The 13,732-nt window shown below is 35.8% G+C and carries 22 protein-coding genes and 1 tRNA gene; 2 read left to right on the plus strand and 21 right to left on the minus strand.

The window, feature by feature from the left end:
- Positions 1 to 60: 60 nt before the first annotated feature.
- The 18 genes from BKH41_RS02940 to BKH41_RS03020 all read right to left on the minus strand — a co-directional run bounded on the left by BKH41_RS02940 (position 61) and on the right by BKH41_RS03020 (position 10,728).
- Positions 61 to 1,179 carry a phage tail protein gene (locus BKH41_RS02940; protein ID WP_095296951.1) on the minus strand — a complete coding sequence of 373 codons (1,119 nt, stop codon included), beginning with the start codon at positions 1,177 to 1,179 and terminating at the stop codon, positions 61 to 63.
- A 10-nt stretch (positions 1,180 to 1,189) separates the two neighbouring features.
- Positions 1,190 to 1,699, minus strand: a complete 510-nt coding sequence (locus tag BKH41_RS02945) for a phage major tail tube protein (RefSeq protein ID WP_095296952.1) — start codon at positions 1,697 to 1,699, stop codon at positions 1,190 to 1,192.
- Between the two features lie 133 nt (positions 1,700 to 1,832).
- Positions 1,833 to 2,246 carry a hypothetical protein gene (locus tag BKH41_RS02950; RefSeq protein WP_095296953.1) on the minus strand — a complete coding sequence of 138 codons (414 nt, stop codon included), beginning with the start codon at positions 2,244 to 2,246 and terminating at the stop codon, positions 1,833 to 1,835.
- Complete coding sequence (locus BKH41_RS02955) at positions 2,246 to 2,425, minus strand: hypothetical protein (protein WP_257875389.1); 180 nt, start codon at positions 2,423 to 2,425, stop codon at positions 2,246 to 2,248. The genes BKH41_RS02950 and BKH41_RS02955 overlap by 1 nt, the downstream gene beginning before the upstream one ends.
- Complete coding sequence (locus BKH41_RS02960; RefSeq protein WP_095296955.1) at positions 2,415 to 2,771, minus strand: hypothetical protein; 357 nt, start codon at positions 2,769 to 2,771, stop codon at positions 2,415 to 2,417. The genes BKH41_RS02955 and BKH41_RS02960 overlap by 11 nt, the downstream gene beginning before the upstream one ends.
- Entirely contained in the window at positions 2,764 to 3,261 is a 498-nt protein-coding gene (locus BKH41_RS02965) for a glycoside hydrolase (protein WP_095296956.1), read from the minus strand. Before BKH41_RS02965 ends, BKH41_RS02960 begins: the two co-directional genes overlap by 8 nt.
- The gene (locus tag BKH41_RS02970) at positions 3,258 to 3,578 is read right to left on the minus strand and encodes a phage holin family protein (protein WP_095296957.1); all 321 of its coding nucleotides are present in this window, start codon (positions 3,576 to 3,578) and stop codon (positions 3,258 to 3,260) included. The genes BKH41_RS02965 and BKH41_RS02970 overlap by 4 nt, the downstream gene beginning before the upstream one ends.
- Positions 3,575 to 4,168, minus strand: a complete 594-nt coding sequence (locus BKH41_RS02975; RefSeq protein WP_095296958.1) for a hypothetical protein — start codon at positions 4,166 to 4,168, stop codon at positions 3,575 to 3,577. The genes BKH41_RS02970 and BKH41_RS02975 overlap by 4 nt, the downstream gene beginning before the upstream one ends.
- A gap of 69 nt (positions 4,169 to 4,237) precedes the next feature.
- Positions 4,238 to 5,737 (minus strand): hypothetical protein, encoded by a 1,500-nt coding sequence (locus tag BKH41_RS02980; protein WP_095296959.1) that lies wholly within the window; start codon positions 5,735 to 5,737, stop codon positions 4,238 to 4,240.
- A 22-nt stretch (positions 5,738 to 5,759) separates the two neighbouring features.
- The gene (locus tag BKH41_RS02985; RefSeq protein ID WP_095296960.1) at positions 5,760 to 7,154 is read right to left on the minus strand and encodes a tail fiber protein; all 1,395 of its coding nucleotides are present in this window, start codon (positions 7,152 to 7,154) and stop codon (positions 5,760 to 5,762) included.
- A complete protein-coding gene (locus tag BKH41_RS02990) occupies positions 7,155 to 7,661 on the minus strand; it encodes a phage tail protein (RefSeq protein WP_095296961.1) in 507 nt (168 codons plus the stop codon). It abuts the gene before it with no gap.
- Positions 7,654 to 8,691 carry a baseplate J/gp47 family protein gene (locus BKH41_RS02995; RefSeq protein WP_095296962.1) on the minus strand — a complete coding sequence of 346 codons (1,038 nt, stop codon included), beginning with the start codon at positions 8,689 to 8,691 and terminating at the stop codon, positions 7,654 to 7,656. Before BKH41_RS02995 ends, BKH41_RS02990 begins: the two co-directional genes overlap by 8 nt.
- 1 nt (position 8,692) lies before the next feature.
- The gene (locus BKH41_RS03000) at positions 8,693 to 9,079 is read right to left on the minus strand and encodes a hypothetical protein (RefSeq protein ID WP_095296963.1); all 387 of its coding nucleotides are present in this window, start codon (positions 9,077 to 9,079) and stop codon (positions 8,693 to 8,695) included.
- Positions 9,076 to 9,405 (minus strand): hypothetical protein, encoded by a 330-nt coding sequence (locus tag BKH41_RS03005; RefSeq protein ID WP_095296964.1) that lies wholly within the window; start codon positions 9,403 to 9,405, stop codon positions 9,076 to 9,078. The genes BKH41_RS03000 and BKH41_RS03005 overlap by 4 nt, the downstream gene beginning before the upstream one ends.
- On the minus strand, positions 9,402 to 9,617 hold the full coding sequence (locus BKH41_RS03010; protein WP_095296965.1) for a hypothetical protein: 216 nt from the start codon (positions 9,615 to 9,617) through the stop codon (positions 9,402 to 9,404). Before BKH41_RS03010 ends, BKH41_RS03005 begins: the two co-directional genes overlap by 4 nt.
- A 9-nt stretch (positions 9,618 to 9,626) precedes the next feature.
- Positions 9,627 to 9,914, minus strand: a complete 288-nt coding sequence (locus tag BKH41_RS03015) for a hypothetical protein (RefSeq protein ID WP_095296966.1) — start codon at positions 9,912 to 9,914, stop codon at positions 9,627 to 9,629.
- Positions 9,915 to 10,339: 425 nt separating this feature from the next.
- Complete coding sequence (locus BKH41_RS09990; protein ID WP_219350014.1) at positions 10,340 to 10,486, minus strand: hypothetical protein; 147 nt, start codon at positions 10,484 to 10,486, stop codon at positions 10,340 to 10,342.
- Positions 10,487 to 10,506: 20 nt separating this feature from the next.
- A complete protein-coding gene (locus BKH41_RS03020) occupies positions 10,507 to 10,728 on the minus strand; it encodes a hypothetical protein (RefSeq protein ID WP_095296967.1) in 222 nt (73 codons plus the stop codon).
- A 479-nt stretch (positions 10,729 to 11,207) separates the two neighbouring features.
- Here BKH41_RS03020 and BKH41_RS03025 point away from each other — a divergent pair, with 479 nt between their 5' ends.
- Positions 11,208 to 11,492, plus strand: coding sequence for a type II toxin-antitoxin system RelE/ParE family toxin (locus BKH41_RS03025; protein WP_095296968.1), 285 nt, complete (start codon positions 11,208 to 11,210; stop codon positions 11,490 to 11,492).
- Between the two features lie 8 nt (positions 11,493 to 11,500).
- Positions 11,501 to 11,806 carry a HigA family addiction module antitoxin gene (locus BKH41_RS03030; protein ID WP_095296969.1) on the plus strand — a complete coding sequence of 102 codons (306 nt, stop codon included), beginning with the start codon at positions 11,501 to 11,503 and terminating at the stop codon, positions 11,804 to 11,806.
- 43 nt (positions 11,807 to 11,849) lie between these two features.
- Here the strand turns inward: BKH41_RS03030 and BKH41_RS03035 are convergent, their stop codons facing one another.
- The 3 genes from BKH41_RS03035 to BKH41_RS03045 form a co-directional block, all read right to left on the minus strand.
- Complete coding sequence (locus BKH41_RS03035; RefSeq protein WP_095296970.1) at positions 11,850 to 12,920, minus strand: site-specific integrase; 1,071 nt, start codon at positions 12,918 to 12,920, stop codon at positions 11,850 to 11,852.
- A gap of 207 nt (positions 12,921 to 13,127) precedes the next feature.
- Positions 13,128 to 13,205: transfer RNA gene (locus BKH41_RS03040), tRNA-Met, on the minus strand.
- Positions 13,206 to 13,249: 44 nt separating this feature from the next.
- The gene (locus tag BKH41_RS03045; RefSeq protein WP_095297233.1) at positions 13,250 to 13,720 is read right to left on the minus strand and encodes a hypothetical protein; all 471 of its coding nucleotides are present in this window, start codon (positions 13,718 to 13,720) and stop codon (positions 13,250 to 13,252) included.
- Between the last annotated feature and the right edge of the window lie 12 nt (positions 13,721 to 13,732).

The raw sequence follows: 13,732 nt of genomic DNA on the forward strand, positions 1-13,732 counted from the left end.
ATTGATTGATGAGGATTTAGTCATCTCCATATTGCTATAGAGGGCAAAACCTCTGATTCCTTAATTTAATTCCTTCACCAATTCTGCCCCATAGCTATCGACTTTATAAATCTTATTGGTGATGTTTTTGATGATTGGGGTTTCTTGGGCTTTGTGTTCGATATAGATTTTGCCCTCTGCAATGGATTCATTGGTGTTTAGGTTTTCAGGTACAGAAACACTAAAGCCGATAATCACATTATTGGCAATGAGTTTTCTATAAAAGGCTTCCAAATCATCAACGACTTTTTTAAGCGTGTCAGAGACTTGTTTATCAATCGCTTCTTTTTGAGATTTAGCGATGGTTTCAATGATGGTATCAAAGATAACAGCACTATGGATAGAGGGAAAATCAGGATCGGTTGTTTCCCCACCCCAACTTCTAATGCCATCATCACTGATAGCCATAGTAATGCCCTTACTTCTTAAGCGATCAGCCCTGCAATCCTCCCCTGAAATAAATTCAACTGTATCCACGATGGAAGCAACTCCATCAATAATCCGATTTGAAAATGTTTGGGCGAATCCATATTCACTTTGATTCATCACTTTGATGTATTGGGCAATGATAAAGTTGGCTAAAGGTCTGATGACTAAATCAGATCTTTGCACCATTTGATAAGTGATGATGGCTCGTTTGGATTGAAAATCCTTGATAAAAGCATTGATTTTATCTTCTTGTATTTCAAGGATTTCCAAAGCATAGACTGCTCCGAGTTTATCGCCTACCTTTTTCAATTCTTCCCAAAAGCCTCTTTGATTATTATAAGTAGGGGCAAGGATAAATTTAGGCTTAAAGCCTGTGGCTTGCTCAGCTTGCAATAACACTTCCATTGCTAAAAGGGCTTTTCCTATATTGGCTTGTTGTCTTTGATTTTTATCTTCTTGGGTATCTTTTACAAAGCTTGAAAGTATCAAAGTCGTATTGATACCACTAGCTTTTAAATCCTCTAGCGCATCTTTAATGCTCCCATTACCCACACTCTTTAAGGCTTCATCGATTGAGGGGTAGTATTTTAGCCATTCGTTTTCTTTTTTTACATCATCGCCGACAATGGCTAATGTCCTTGTATTGTTGATTGTATAAGCTTTTGTAGCTTGATTGTAGATTTCAATATTAATGCCATATTTTGCACTCATTGCTCACTCCTTATTGAATATTTTTTCTGATCTCTAAATACTGATCCACGCCATTAACTGCATAAATGGAATTGATGACATCATAGAGTAAAAGAGGGGCTTTATCTGCCTGATAGCTAAACATATGCACTGCCATTTCAAAAGATAGCTCAGCTTCTTTGTTGGGTTCATATTTGGGCAATTCCAATATTTTCACACTCCCGTTAAATGTCGCAATGATTTGAGTTTGCTTTTTTATTAACCCATCAGAACTTAAGTTGTTTTTGATATAGATATTTAAAGGCAAATAAGCATTGAGTGTATTGAAATACACCGCATTCACATTTGAGACTACGAATTTTGCCGATAAGGGTTTTAGGGTCGGTAAGACCTGCTCGTATTTGCCGATAGAATTGCTTTGCTCAATGATTTCGTGTTCGATTTTAGGGGGTTCAAAAGATTTTAATACCCCTAGACAACCGATACCATCGATAAAAAGATTCCCACCGCTGAAAGCTTGAGGATTGAAGTTAAATGCCATATTGTTCTCCTTAATATAATTTAATTTAATGGGATTCTTTTAGAATCCCAAGACCACTACAGAGGATTAAAAATCCTCTTGCGTTCCTAAAGCTCAGGGTTATCACTGATTACATCATTGCTCAACCCATTTTTTAAGGACTTCTAAAGAATCCCAAGACCACTACAAGAGAGGTTTGTCTGCTTGTCATTATTTTATTGACTTGTTTTGTCAAAGATTCTATAATTGCCACACCCAACTTTGATAGGGCTGGGTGTCTTAAAAAATATGACCTTGTTGGTAAAGGAGCTCCGCTGATTGCAATCTTTGCGGAGCTTTTTTTATGCTTAAAAACATAAGGGGCAGTGGGTGTGGATTTTACCAACAGGGAGTCCGTAATGGATATATTGTCTATATTCCTTGCGGTTATTGGGATAGCAGTTGCTATTTTTAGAGAAGAGATTAGAAATTTTTTTAATCTCAAGCTTAAATAACCGCCGTTCATATTTCCCGCTAGAGACTTATCACCTTTAGCGGGTTTTTTGATTCCCAATCCTTTTATCTCCATCATTCCCCCCTGCAAAAATTTAGATCTTTTTCAATCAGTTCGGTATAAATCAAAATCGCTTTTAAATCCTTTATCAAATCCCCGCTTTTAACAGGACGTTCTTGTTTTTGGATTTGGCATTGGGTAGGAATATAAACCTTTTGATACCGCACGCTTGAAGCACAACTGCTAAAAAACATCATTATCCCTGCTATCCCTGCCATTAAAAAATATCGATAACGCACGATTGACCTCCTCCAGTTCTTTGGCACAAAAATCTTCAGTTTGTTCTTTGGCACTTCTTAAGGATTGGTATTTTTTAAGAGTCTCTTCTTTTGCTTTGATTTGGGATTCTTGATACTCTTTTGTTGCAAGTTCTTTATCTTTGATGGCTTGGTTTTGAGAGTCAATGATATATGTGGTAATCCCGCTTTCTACGCCTGATTGAATCTTTTGATGGATATAATATTTGATACCTAGAATGCCTGCTAAGACAAAAGAAACAATCAGGGCAGAACTCCAAAATAAAATCTGTTTATTAAGCATTTCTCACCTCATCATCTTTGTGTTCTCGCATTAAAACAGAGAGTTTTTTAGCTCTCTCTTTCACCTGCATTGCCCAAGATGAATTGAGCATTTCGTGGGAGGCATTATCATAATCAGCGCTATTGAGAGCTAAAATCATCTTTTTAAACAGAAGTAGGCGGGGAATGCCTAAGTTATAAGCCATATCCAAAATAATGCTTTGTCTGACAGAATCAAGCTTATGAAACCATCTATATTTGGAGAGTTCGTTATAAAGTCCCTCTAAATGATTCTTTAGCCACTCTTCTGCTTCTTTTTTTCCATAAACCCCTAAATTCATCTTGATATCCCTCTCTTCTGCTTCAGAAAGCGGGTGGGCTTTGAGATTGCGTCCATAGCCAATGGTGGGAATGAATTGGGTATCCAAATAGACTCGCCCTTTATACCCTTCGTGCTTTTTAATCATCTCAATTAACTCCTTGCTAATTGTTTGATTATTTTCTTCTTTCATTTCTCTTCTCCGCCAATCCCTGTTTTTTTCTTAAAGAGTTTGATTAAAAGCCTTGCAATCGTTTCAGCCCCTATAAATCCAAGACCCCCGCCGATAGCACAAGATAAAGAAGCAGGCAAACCATAATAAATAGAGATTTCATACCCAATCCAAGTCACTAACATCGAAGATCCCACACCATAGAGTACAAATTGAATGGCTTTGCTTTTTGAGTTGATAGGCTCTTCTTGGATAGCCCTTAAAATATAAAGAATCCCTACAGCAAAGCCGACGATAATCACAAAAAGATAAAGCTTAAAGATTTCCCAAGCACTCATTTTGACTCCCTATCATCTTTGGTTTCTTGTTTATCTGTGATTTCTTGAATTTCTTTTGATTCTTCCTCATCTATCCATTCAATTGCTTCCACAGCTTCAATACTTTGTGCCTGATTGATTTTGTCTTTGAGTACGCCACACTTAAAAAGTATCTGGGCTTTATAATTCAAGGCATCGTTATAAAGTTGTTTAAATTGTTCTTTTGTATGGGGGATATTTTGTTTATTGAAAGGATCAGAAAGGGTAGCACATCGGAAAAACGAATCAATGCCTGCAAGGATAATGCCCATTAGATTGATTTGATCTTCTTGAGTCATATCATAGATATGGGGTTTTCCTAGAGCATTTGAAGTCAGTTTTTCTAAATGTTTATCACAGATTTGATTCATCTCTCTGATGGCTTTTTGCTTAGAAAAATTTAATTCTTCTTTCAACGCTTCTAGATAATAGGCAGGAGGTTCAGACTCAATAAAAGGTTTTTGTAATTTGGTTTCTGAATGGATATAGACAAATTCAGAATCAGAAGTGAAGCTAATAAATTCACCTTGCACTTCAGTGATTTGGCTTAATGGTAATTTGTAAGTTTTCATTGGTTTATCCTTTAATTTTATTTAAGCGTGGTGTTAAAACAGCCCTAAAGCCTTGCAGAAATGCATTCATCATTTCTCTTCCAAAGGCAATATTTGAGGTTGCAAGAGATTGGTTGTATAGTTGATATTCCCGCCATTGCTTGTTCCACAAGCATACAAGCAACACCCATCAGTAGCAATCAATACCCTCTCACCTTCATAATACGAACAAAGATCATAATCGATGATATGATTTGGTGTGGGTATTCTTGCCCAAGACCTTATATTGTTGTTATGCCCTTGCCCTAAAGCGTTATTGTTGTAACCAAAGCTCCAAAGAGTGCCATTAGTATCTTGAGCAAAAAAGGAAGCATAGGCATAGGGTTTAGTAAGGATACTTTTAAAACTCACATCCGTTCTAAGAGTTTTACCTAAAGAAGTTCCGCTTCGCTCATCTCCAAAGCCAAAATCCCCATACCCCCAAGCCCATACGTTCTGAGTAGCATTTAAAAACAGGCAAGTCCCATAAACCCCAGAACTCACAAATTGAGTGTATTTATACTCCCCCATTTCACCCCCGACTCCTGCACTAAAGATTTGCACTGGGTTTAAAACATCATTTAAAATATCTTTTGAATTTTCCCTTGCCCCGCTAAAACCACAAGCCCATAAACTGCCCCTGCCATCAATATAAGTCTTCGCATCGACTTCAAAAAATGTTAAGCCCTTCCAACCGCCCCTATCGGCAGTGTAGTGATAAACTTTCGTGATGTTTTTTAAAGGAAGCTCTTCAGGGGTTAAAGCATTCGTAGCTTTGCCTAGTCCCAAGCACCCGTTTCCATTCCAGCCCCACGCATAGGTTTTTTTGCCTTGTCTTGCAAATACCCCACTTACAAAGTTATTCCCGCCCCAAATTTCTTCGATGTCAGAGAGAGAATAAATTTTTATAAAACGATTGCAATCAAGTGTATTCCCGATTCCAAGTTCGCCCTCTGTATTTCTTCCACAACTCCAAACGCTCCCATCTTCAAGCAAAATCGTACAAAATTGATATCCTGAACTGTAGCTTTTAGAACAAACCTGCTTAATTTTTGAAGGCATTGTGACTCTTTGAGGTACTGGCACAGGGCTGTTATGCCCTACGCCTAAACAACCTTGAGAATTATTCCCCCATACCCACATCGAATCTGAATTTTTTTCAATCGCAAAGAAGTTGGCGTGACCGCCCACTACATCAATAATCTCTACACCTTGTGGGATAGCAAGACGTGAGAAGCCCGCCCACGCTCTTCCACTCCCGCTTGTATTGGTATCACCCCCACTAACAAAGATATCGCCGTATCTGATGATTTTTGATGCATCAAAGGAAGTGATGACTTTTTGAACCATCACACCCCGATACATATTCACATTTTTTAAAAGTCGGATTTGTTTTTTCAAATAAAACAGAGTATTTTTTGACATTTTTTTTTCAAACTCTTCTTTTAATGCCACCATATAAGTTTCTCTTGCTTTAAATTCTTCTTTTAAATCCATCGATTTTAAAGCTTTTAATGCCTCTAGTTTGTCTAATATGTCATTTTCATTCATTTTTGCTCCTTATATTTTTGTGTTAGTCTCTGTATGGGTTAGCTCCTATCCCCTCTAAAGCCTCTTCAGGAGAAACCTTTATGCGTTTCGCAGGTACCCCTCCGATTTCAGGGATTACATAGTATGCCTCTAAAGGTTTGGACGGGAGACCTTTTTTAACGGGCAATCTCTCGCCACGTGCAGGTTCATAAGGTATCTCTTCCTCTTCAAACCATTCAGGATGTTCCTTTTTCATTTTTTCTTCTTCCTCTTTTACATAATTTTCGTACCACTCTTGGGCTAATTCAGCTCTGATTTCTTTTCTCATTGCAAGCACTTGATTTTTGATACTTAGTTTTTGTTCTTGGCTTAAAGGGGTGCTTGCATAAATCCCTTCTAAATATAAAATGCGATTCACCTCAACACCATCACTTCTGCCATAGATGGGGGAGGAGCGGGAGGCATCAAAATGAGTGATTTTCCCCCCACCTCCATAGCGATACCCATCACATCCGCCGTTTTCAATCCAAAATGCACCATTATCGCCACCTTGAGAGTCACCCCAAAATGCACCTGTGATATTAGGGAGCCCTGATAACTTTTTTTCTCCCACTTCATTGGGGTTACTTGTGCCTTTAGAATAGAAATCAGAAGTGGGTAGTCTAAAGGTTAATCTCCCATCATTTCCCGTTATCCCGATGGTATAAAACCACAGCAGGGGATAGTCGCTTGCTTTGAGAACTTGCCCTAGAGGGATGTGAGTTGGTGGGAGGGAATTCCTATAAAAATAGTCTTTTCTGCCGATTTCTTCTCTGATTTTTTGCTTTTCTAGCAGTCTTTGAAATTCTTCATTGATATAGTTTTCTAAAGCTTCTATAACGATTTGTTTTTGAATGGCTTTGAGTTTGAGGTTAAATTCTTTAATGGGCTTTAAAGTGAGTTCTATTTCATTTTTTAAATCCGTTTGCACATAGTTTAAGAAGTCTTTGAAATTAGAGAGCTCCGCTTCTGAAATATAAGTATCATTCTTAAAAACCATTGATGCACTCTCACCCTCTATATTTGTTTTAAAGATAAATGTCCCACCCACGCCTTCTACCTTTTGGATTTTGGGAGTAAGGGCAATGGCATAAAGGCTTTGTTTTTCTTTATCCCCAATTGCTAGGGCATAAATGAGTGCATCATAAGAATCCTCATAATTTAATAAAATCTCAAAACAGAGATTGCCACTCACATCATAATACGCACTTCTGATATCTTGAGTAAAAATAACATTGTTTTTTATCGCTTCATAATTAGGATTTTCTCCAATCAGTGTATCGATATTAAAATCTTTCTCACTGCTACCGATGAAAAAGGCTTGCGGGCTTGCGTTCTTGATTTCTTCTAACAGATTTTTTTTAACCTGTTGGCTAAGTTTGGTTTCTATTTTTAACATTTATATTCTCCATTGCACCGCTTTTGCTACAGCGACTTTTAAAATTGCAGGCGGAGTTTTAAAATCCAAGCCTTTGAGTTCAGACCTTAATGGCTTGACTGCACCAACTAGGCGTTTTAAAACAATCAAACTAGAGCTATCAAATTCCTCTGTGAGTTCCACACCCAAAGAGAATTCAAAAGCTTTGAGTTTGAGGTCTTGTTTTTGGGTTTGAATGGCAATATCTTTATAATCAATTAAGGTTGCCTCAAGGGCTTTTTTAGTTCCAAGCGTGCGTTTTTTAGTCATCGGAGCATTTAAATAAGCGACTTTTTTATTTTGAGGCAAAAAAGAAATATCTAGATCAAAGGTTTTTGCAATCAAGTGCAAATCTTGGGCTTTGAGTTCTTTAGGATCATAAAAGTGAGAGAATCCAAGATGAAAGCGTTCTTCAATCACATCTCCAATTAAAGACTCCAAAGCTAGAATATGTTTGGGGAAATGTGGAGGCAAATAACTCTTATTCATCCCTAGCCCTCCCAACTTGAGTCAAGATGTTCAAATCTTTTAAAACCAAAATCCCATCAGGGCTACTCTCCTTTAACCCATCAACACAAATATCTACAATCATCTCATCCACAAAAGCAGAAGCGATCACTTTTGAATCACTCACTTCCTCGCCAATATCCAAGCTTGCAAACAAAGAACTCACATTATGATGTACCAAAGCAATGATTAAAGAATTTTTATCATTGCTTTTAAGACTTAAAGTGATGGTAAGGTTGCAATGAATTGGCGTCGCTTCTATGTAGGAGACTTGATCGGTTAAAGGGATTTTATCCTCAATGTTTTCTTTGAGTTTCAAAAGGGCATTTTGCGAGTTTGCCACATAAATCACTTTCACTTGCCCTAAACCTTGATGGATAATTTTAGATTTAGAGACTTCAGGGATTGCGCAGTAGTATTGGTAGCTCTTGAGATTGCCTGCAGTGGAAGGACGGCTTAGGGATAATAAAAATCTCTTTTTTAAATCTGCATCGCTCTCAATACCCTTTTCTTGAACAAATGGGGAGATTTTTTGAATCTCTTTGATATAAATGTTTGGAATTTCTAAGGTTGTCGTGTCATAATCTTGAGTCAGTCCTGATTCAAGTTCGATATTAACAATGCTTTCTTCTTGGATTTCTTCATCTTTAGCTAAATAGGCATTATGCCCTGCATTGTCTTTAAACTTAGTGCCTTTTGGCAGGGTCAAAGGCGTGGTGGCAGTGATTTTTATTTTGCATACAAAAGGGGTGCCTTTAAAGCGTTCAATCCCTGCTAAAGCGACCAAAGCATCTAAATATTCTCCACTTGAAAACTCTAGATAATTTTGAGCAATCGTGTAGTTGATGTAGTTAATGTAGCGATTCATTCTGAAGAGAAAAGCAGAGGTCAAGACGCTAAAGTCATCACCGATTAAAGGGGCATAATCGGGGTAGGTTTCTTTGAATTTTTCTAAAATCATATTCTTTTCATTTTCAATCTCAAAGGGGATTAAGAAATTTGGGAGATTCATATCACAGCTCCCAGCTTAGATTGAAATAACTGACTTGGAGGTTAATGGAAGTTTTAAAGAAAGAGAAGTCCAAGTATTGGGATTCTTTATTAATCTCTTCCACAGCATAGATAAAGCACTCTTGAGGCAATGTGCCAATCAATTTTAAGACTGCATTACTCAAGTCGATGGATTCTAGAGCGTCGGTATGGATAATTAAAATCTCTAGATTGCTTTGGATTTTCCAATTGCCACTTGCAGGGATAGAGATAGAATCGCTTAAATCTTTAATGATACAGACAGGCAATTCATTTGGGTCATAAGTTATTTTTTCAAATAAATCTGTATGATGAAAGATTTTTAATCCTTCGATGGCATTTTGAATTGTTTTTAAGAGTTCTTTTTTCATAAAATCTCATTATTTGGCATTGGTATGGGGTTAGAATAAGTCTCTTTTAAAACCAATCGATTTAAAACTTTGGATTCATCAGCAATTTGAATGATTTGATAGTTTTGAGAAGATGCAATCTCTGTAATGGTATCTCTTAGCCTCAATTGATTCCCATCTTCTTTGAGGATTAAAAGCGTGGTTTGATAGCCGATGGAGTTATCATCATAAAGGACTTGGGCATTTGTTTTGAAATGCCCGCTAAATTCAAAATCGCCTTTTTTAAAAACATCGCACGCATTTAAAAGGGTGCTTAAATCTTTGTTTAAAAGAGTTTTTGGAATCATTGGGCATTTTCCTTAGAATCTTTAGCATTCTTATCATTTTTAGGGGCTTTGGGCTCTTTTAAAGCCTCTGATTCTTTCTCCTCTGTAATGACTTTATCTCTTAAAAGGCGATGGATATAATTTTCATCGGTGCCTTTGGGGAATTCTATGCTTTTGCCTTTGGGGTAAAATGCCCCCAAGAGTTGTGTGTCATAAGCAATGGTATAACGCATTTTTTATCCTTATTTAGTTTTTTTAGAGATGACAAATGATGGCATTGAGTCCAGCAATTTCTTTGGCAAATTCTGAAGCCAGCCACTCGTTTTAAAGAGGGTAATATAAAAACCCCCGCCCTTTTTTTGAAATCCATCATCTATAGAGTCTCTGACTTGTTTTGTATGGTGTATTTCCAAGATTTTACACACGCCACTCAAGCAAAACAGAAGATTTTCAATATCCCTTGATACTTTCCTTTGCCCTAAATTAGAATGATTAAAAATTTGGAATGATTGGCTTCTTGTTATGCCCATTTAATCCCTACTTTAATTTTTAGCAGGATTCTAACACGCGATTTTTAGGAGGGTTTGGATAAGAATATTTTTAAATGGCGATAAATGATTGTGAGTGATTGTGAGGTATCTTGAGTGATTGTGAGTTATTTTTATTTCATTTACTTTTCTTGTTTTTTTATGCCATTTTTGAGAGAAAAAATCTTGATTTTTTAATTTTTAAGCTTTATGATTATCAATCTATGGCATTAATAAATCAACACTTACAGTGAGGTTTTAATTTGGAATCGACTTTTAAGCAGTTCTTTTTGAACCATAGATTTTCACTCTTCAAAGGGGCAACCCCAACAGGGGAGAGAGGTCTAGAAAGAACCTAAATAGGGTGGGGGGGATTCTATTGAGGTAAAAATAATATAGATTTAATTAAAGAATGATTAAGCGTTGCATTATAAACTTGGCAATCTTCTAATTCTTGGAGACTTGATATGATCTTTGAGTTTTAAAATAGAGTAAGTTGATGTGATTTTTTCTTCGCTCAAATCTTCAATTAATTCCACTTCACAAACCAATTTATCACCTTTTGCAAACTGCACCTGCTCATTCTCAATTTTTCTTAAAAATCTGCATCTTTAATGGCGGCATTAATGCTTCCTCTGCCATCTGCAAGTTTCCATTTATTGTTTTTGTTAAAAGCAAGAGAAATGATACTGAATGCTTGAGTATAGACTCTTATTTTTTTGTCTGAATCTTTTGTATAAATTGTTTTTTTGAAATAATCCCTTTCATCTTTTTTAATCTCTAAAATATTGATCATTGCACTTGATTTTAATCTCATCAATAGAATCTGTTTCCAGTGGATTTTAATAAAATTCTCTGCAGCTGTTATCTTTAATTTAAACAAGATCCAATTTTTAGATTTTATTTGCAGTTTCTTTTTTATTTTTATCATCAATTTTAATGCAATTTCAGGCTACAACTAAGATCGGTTTGAATCAAAAATTCAATTTTTAAAATATTGCAATTTGAGTGCTAAGAAAATTAATCATAGATTTTGTATTACGGGGATTTTTAGGATTCCTAGCAAACAATCATTATTTGTCGGGAATTGATAGGGGCGACAATGGTTGGTTTCATCGATTTTTAAGCATTTCTTTTTTGAGAATTTGTCGGAAAATGGTCTTTAAATTTTAATAAAAAATAGGGGTATTTTGGAGGGGGTTGTGAGAATCGTATTTATCGGTAATTAAGATTTGAATACTTGTTTTATATAACTTTATGTGTTATAATTAATAAAGTCATTAAATAAGGCATCAATTGATCCAGTCATTTAAAAATAAAGAAACCAAAAGGCTTTTTGAGACAGGGGAGTATGATAAGCTACCTCCAGACGTTGTAAAGCGGGCTTTATTGAAATTAGACTTTTTAAATGCGGCGAATGATTTATCGGATTTGAAATCTCCTCCCTCCAATCATTTGAAGCTTTTAAAAGGCGAGTTGAAAGGATTTTACAGCATTCGTATCAACGATCAATTTAGGCTGTGTTTTAGATTTGAGAGATCTGATGCTTATGAGGTTTTTATTGTTGATTACCACAAATAGGAGTAAAAATGAACAGACAACCCACACATCCAGGCATTATTTTAAATGAAATGTATTTAAAGGATTTAGGCATTTCACAAGAGGCATTTTCCAAAAAAATAGGCGTTAGTTTTCGCTCTGTCAATCAACTCATCAATGCAAAAAGGGGCGTTAGCGTAGAGATGGCTTTACGTTTGAGTAAGGCACTTGGAACAACGCCTCAACTATGGCTAAACTTACAAAATCAATACGATTTATTTAAGGCACAGGCTTTAAAATCAGGGGCAATCAATCTGATTACGCCGATAAAATCAAAACTTGCAGTGAGGCTTTAACGCTCCTCCTATCAGCAAAGCGATTTAAGGGTTGAGGTGGGGATTAGGTTAAACTATTTTTATTCCATAAATTTTTAACCCACTCTTTACCGCTATCAGGCATTAAATGGGCATACCTCATCGTCATTTGGATGTCTTTATGATTTAAGAGTTTTTGGATAATCTGTATGGGTGTGCCTTTGATGGCAAGATGAGAGGCGAATGTGTGGCGAAGACTATGAATTACAATCTTTTGCTTGGAATCAGGATTGTTTTGGTTGAAAAGAATATTTAAAACTTTACGCAAATGTTCCGTAATGAGACGCTTAGATTTTTGAATGATTTTGCCATCATCTTGGAGTTTATCCCATTTCTTTAAAATCAACTCAATCGTATCATCGTTAAGATATCCTTGATAAATAGATGAATTTTTAAAATCTCTTAAAGTGATAGTTTCTGACTTTAAATTAATATCTTTTTTTCTGATATCCAATAGGGTCATCAGTCTTGCACCCGTGCATAGGGCAAGATTTACAAATAATAAGTATTCATAATCATTCCTTAGAGTTTCTTTGAGTAATAAAACCTCCTCTTTTGTTAAAAATCGTTCTCTCTGATTATCTATTTTTAAATTTTTAATGTTTTTGATATTTACAAGGTAGGGATTTTTAATGTTATACTCCAATTCTGCAAAGCTAATTATTTGTTTTAATGTGCTTATTACTTCATTGATACTTTTAGGCGATAGTGTTTCAGAGAGCTTAATAATAAGACTATTAATATCTTTTTGATTGATAGATTCAACCATTCTAGATTTAAAAATATCTAGATGGTTTAATTTGCTTTTATAAGTTGCCAACGATCTTTTTTTTAATCGCAGTTTTTGAACTTCTAAAAATCTATCGGATACCTCTTGGAAATCAATATGTTTTCGTTCTTCGTAGTTATATTCTAAATCAATTCTCTTGTTATGGGCTTTTTTTTCGCTCCAACCTCCAAATTTAGTTCCCACCTTTCGTTCAATCTGTTTTCCATTTTTAGTAAATCTGACGTAATATACTACATCCCCATCTTTTAAATTTTTATATCTCACACCTTCGTATTTTAGGCTACTTTGTTTTTTTTCCTGTTCCATTTCTGTCCCTAATCTGTCCCTAATTTAAAATTATTGTGAGTGATTGTGGGGTATCTTGAGTTATTGTGAGTGAAAAATACAACCACTTCAAATATTTTAAATTATACCCTACAGATACGTATTTTACGCATAAAATTATTGTGAGTGATTGTGGGGTATCTTGAGTTATTGTGAGTGATATTTTTAAGAAAAGGAGTAAAAATCATTTGGTGTCAAGAGGGAGACTTGAACTCCCGACCTCCGGCTTATGAGACCAGCGCTCTAAACCAGCTGAGCTACCTTGACTTAAAGCTTGTAATTATAAGCGAAAACCCTTAAAAAGTCAATAATTACAGGGTAATATCGACTTTTTGAGCCGTGTTATAAGCGTTTTTATATTTTTCTAAAAAACCATTTAGATTTTGGGGTTCAATGCCAAAAGCTTTTTGGGCGCTTTTTTCATAGGCATTAGATTGCGTTTGGATTTCAGGAGTGTGTTTGCCATTATAAAAACTTGTGAGGCTATAAAGCGATTGGGCTGCCAACATTTTTTCACCTTCACTCATCCCTGCTGTAGCTCTTTGAAAAGCTTCGTATTCATCATTACTCATCAGTTCTAAAACTAAAAGCCCATAAGTTTCTCTTTTTTTAGAATCTTCTCCAAGATCTGTATGAGGTTCTTTGTTTTGTGGGACTTCAAGAGGTTTTTCTGATTTTTTTTCAATTTTTGGAGTTTGAATCGGAAAATTTTGCTCTTTTGGGGTTTGATTGTTCAATAGATTGTAAATAGAGGTTTTTGGTAATTGCGAATTGATTTCCACGAGAGTCTCCAA

Source organism: Helicobacter sp. 12S02232-10, from assembly GCF_002272895.1.
In the GTDB taxonomy this organism is placed as follows: Bacteria; Campylobacterota; Campylobacteria; order Campylobacterales; family Helicobacteraceae; genus Helicobacter_J.

Bases quoted from the DNA above. Each gene is read 5' to 3' on its own strand.
- BKH41_RS02940 (WP_095296951.1), bottom strand. From the start codon at position 1,179: ATGAGTGCAAAATATGGCATTAATATTGAAATCTACAATCAAGCTACA.
- BKH41_RS02945 (WP_095296952.1), bottom strand. From the start codon at position 1,699: ATGGCATTTAACTTCAATCCTCAAGCTTTCAGCGGTGGGAATCTTTTT.
- BKH41_RS02950 (WP_095296953.1), bottom strand. From the start codon at position 2,246: ATGGAGATAAAAGGATTGGGAATCAAAAAACCCGCTAAAGGTGATAAG.
- BKH41_RS02955 (WP_257875389.1), bottom strand. From the start codon at position 2,425: ATGTTTTTTAGCAGTTGTGCTTCAAGCGTGCGGTATCAAAAGGTTTAT.
- BKH41_RS02960 (WP_095296955.1), bottom strand. From the start codon at position 2,771: ATGCTTAATAAACAGATTTTATTTTGGAGTTCTGCCCTGATTGTTTCT.
- BKH41_RS02965 (WP_095296956.1), bottom strand. From the start codon at position 3,261: ATGAAAGAAGAAAATAATCAAACAATTAGCAAGGAGTTAATTGAGATG.
- BKH41_RS02970 (WP_095296957.1), bottom strand. From the start codon at position 3,578: ATGAGTGCTTGGGAAATCTTTAAGCTTTATCTTTTTGTGATTATCGTC.
- BKH41_RS02975 (WP_095296958.1), bottom strand. From the start codon at position 4,168: ATGAAAACTTACAAATTACCATTAAGCCAAATCACTGAAGTGCAAGGT.
- BKH41_RS02980 (WP_095296959.1), bottom strand. From the start codon at position 5,737: ATGAATGAAAATGACATATTAGACAAACTAGAGGCATTAAAAGCTTTA.
- BKH41_RS02985 (WP_095296960.1), bottom strand. From the start codon at position 7,154: ATGTTAAAAATAGAAACCAAACTTAGCCAACAGGTTAAAAAAAATCTG.
- BKH41_RS02990 (WP_095296961.1), bottom strand. From the start codon at position 7,661: ATGAATAAGAGTTATTTGCCTCCACATTTCCCCAAACATATTCTAGCT.
- BKH41_RS02995 (WP_095296962.1), bottom strand. From the start codon at position 8,691: ATGAATCTCCCAAATTTCTTAATCCCCTTTGAGATTGAAAATGAAAAG.
- BKH41_RS03000 (WP_095296963.1), bottom strand. From the start codon at position 9,079: ATGAAAAAAGAACTCTTAAAAACAATTCAAAATGCCATCGAAGGATTA.
- BKH41_RS03005 (WP_095296964.1), bottom strand. From the start codon at position 9,405: ATGATTCCAAAAACTCTTTTAAACAAAGATTTAAGCACCCTTTTAAAT.
- BKH41_RS03010 (WP_095296965.1), bottom strand. From the start codon at position 9,617: ATGCGTTATACCATTGCTTATGACACACAACTCTTGGGGGCATTTTAC.
- BKH41_RS03015 (WP_095296966.1), bottom strand. From the start codon at position 9,914: ATGGGCATAACAAGAAGCCAATCATTCCAAATTTTTAATCATTCTAAT.
- BKH41_RS03020 (WP_095296967.1), bottom strand. From the start codon at position 10,728: ATGAGATTAAAATCAAGTGCAATGATCAATATTTTAGAGATTAAAAAA.
- BKH41_RS03030 (WP_095296969.1), top strand. From the start codon at position 11,501: ATGAACAGACAACCCACACATCCAGGCATTATTTTAAATGAAATGTAT.
- BKH41_RS03035 (WP_095296970.1), bottom strand. From the start codon at position 12,920: ATGGAACAGGAAAAAAAACAAAGTAGCCTAAAATACGAAGGTGTGAGA.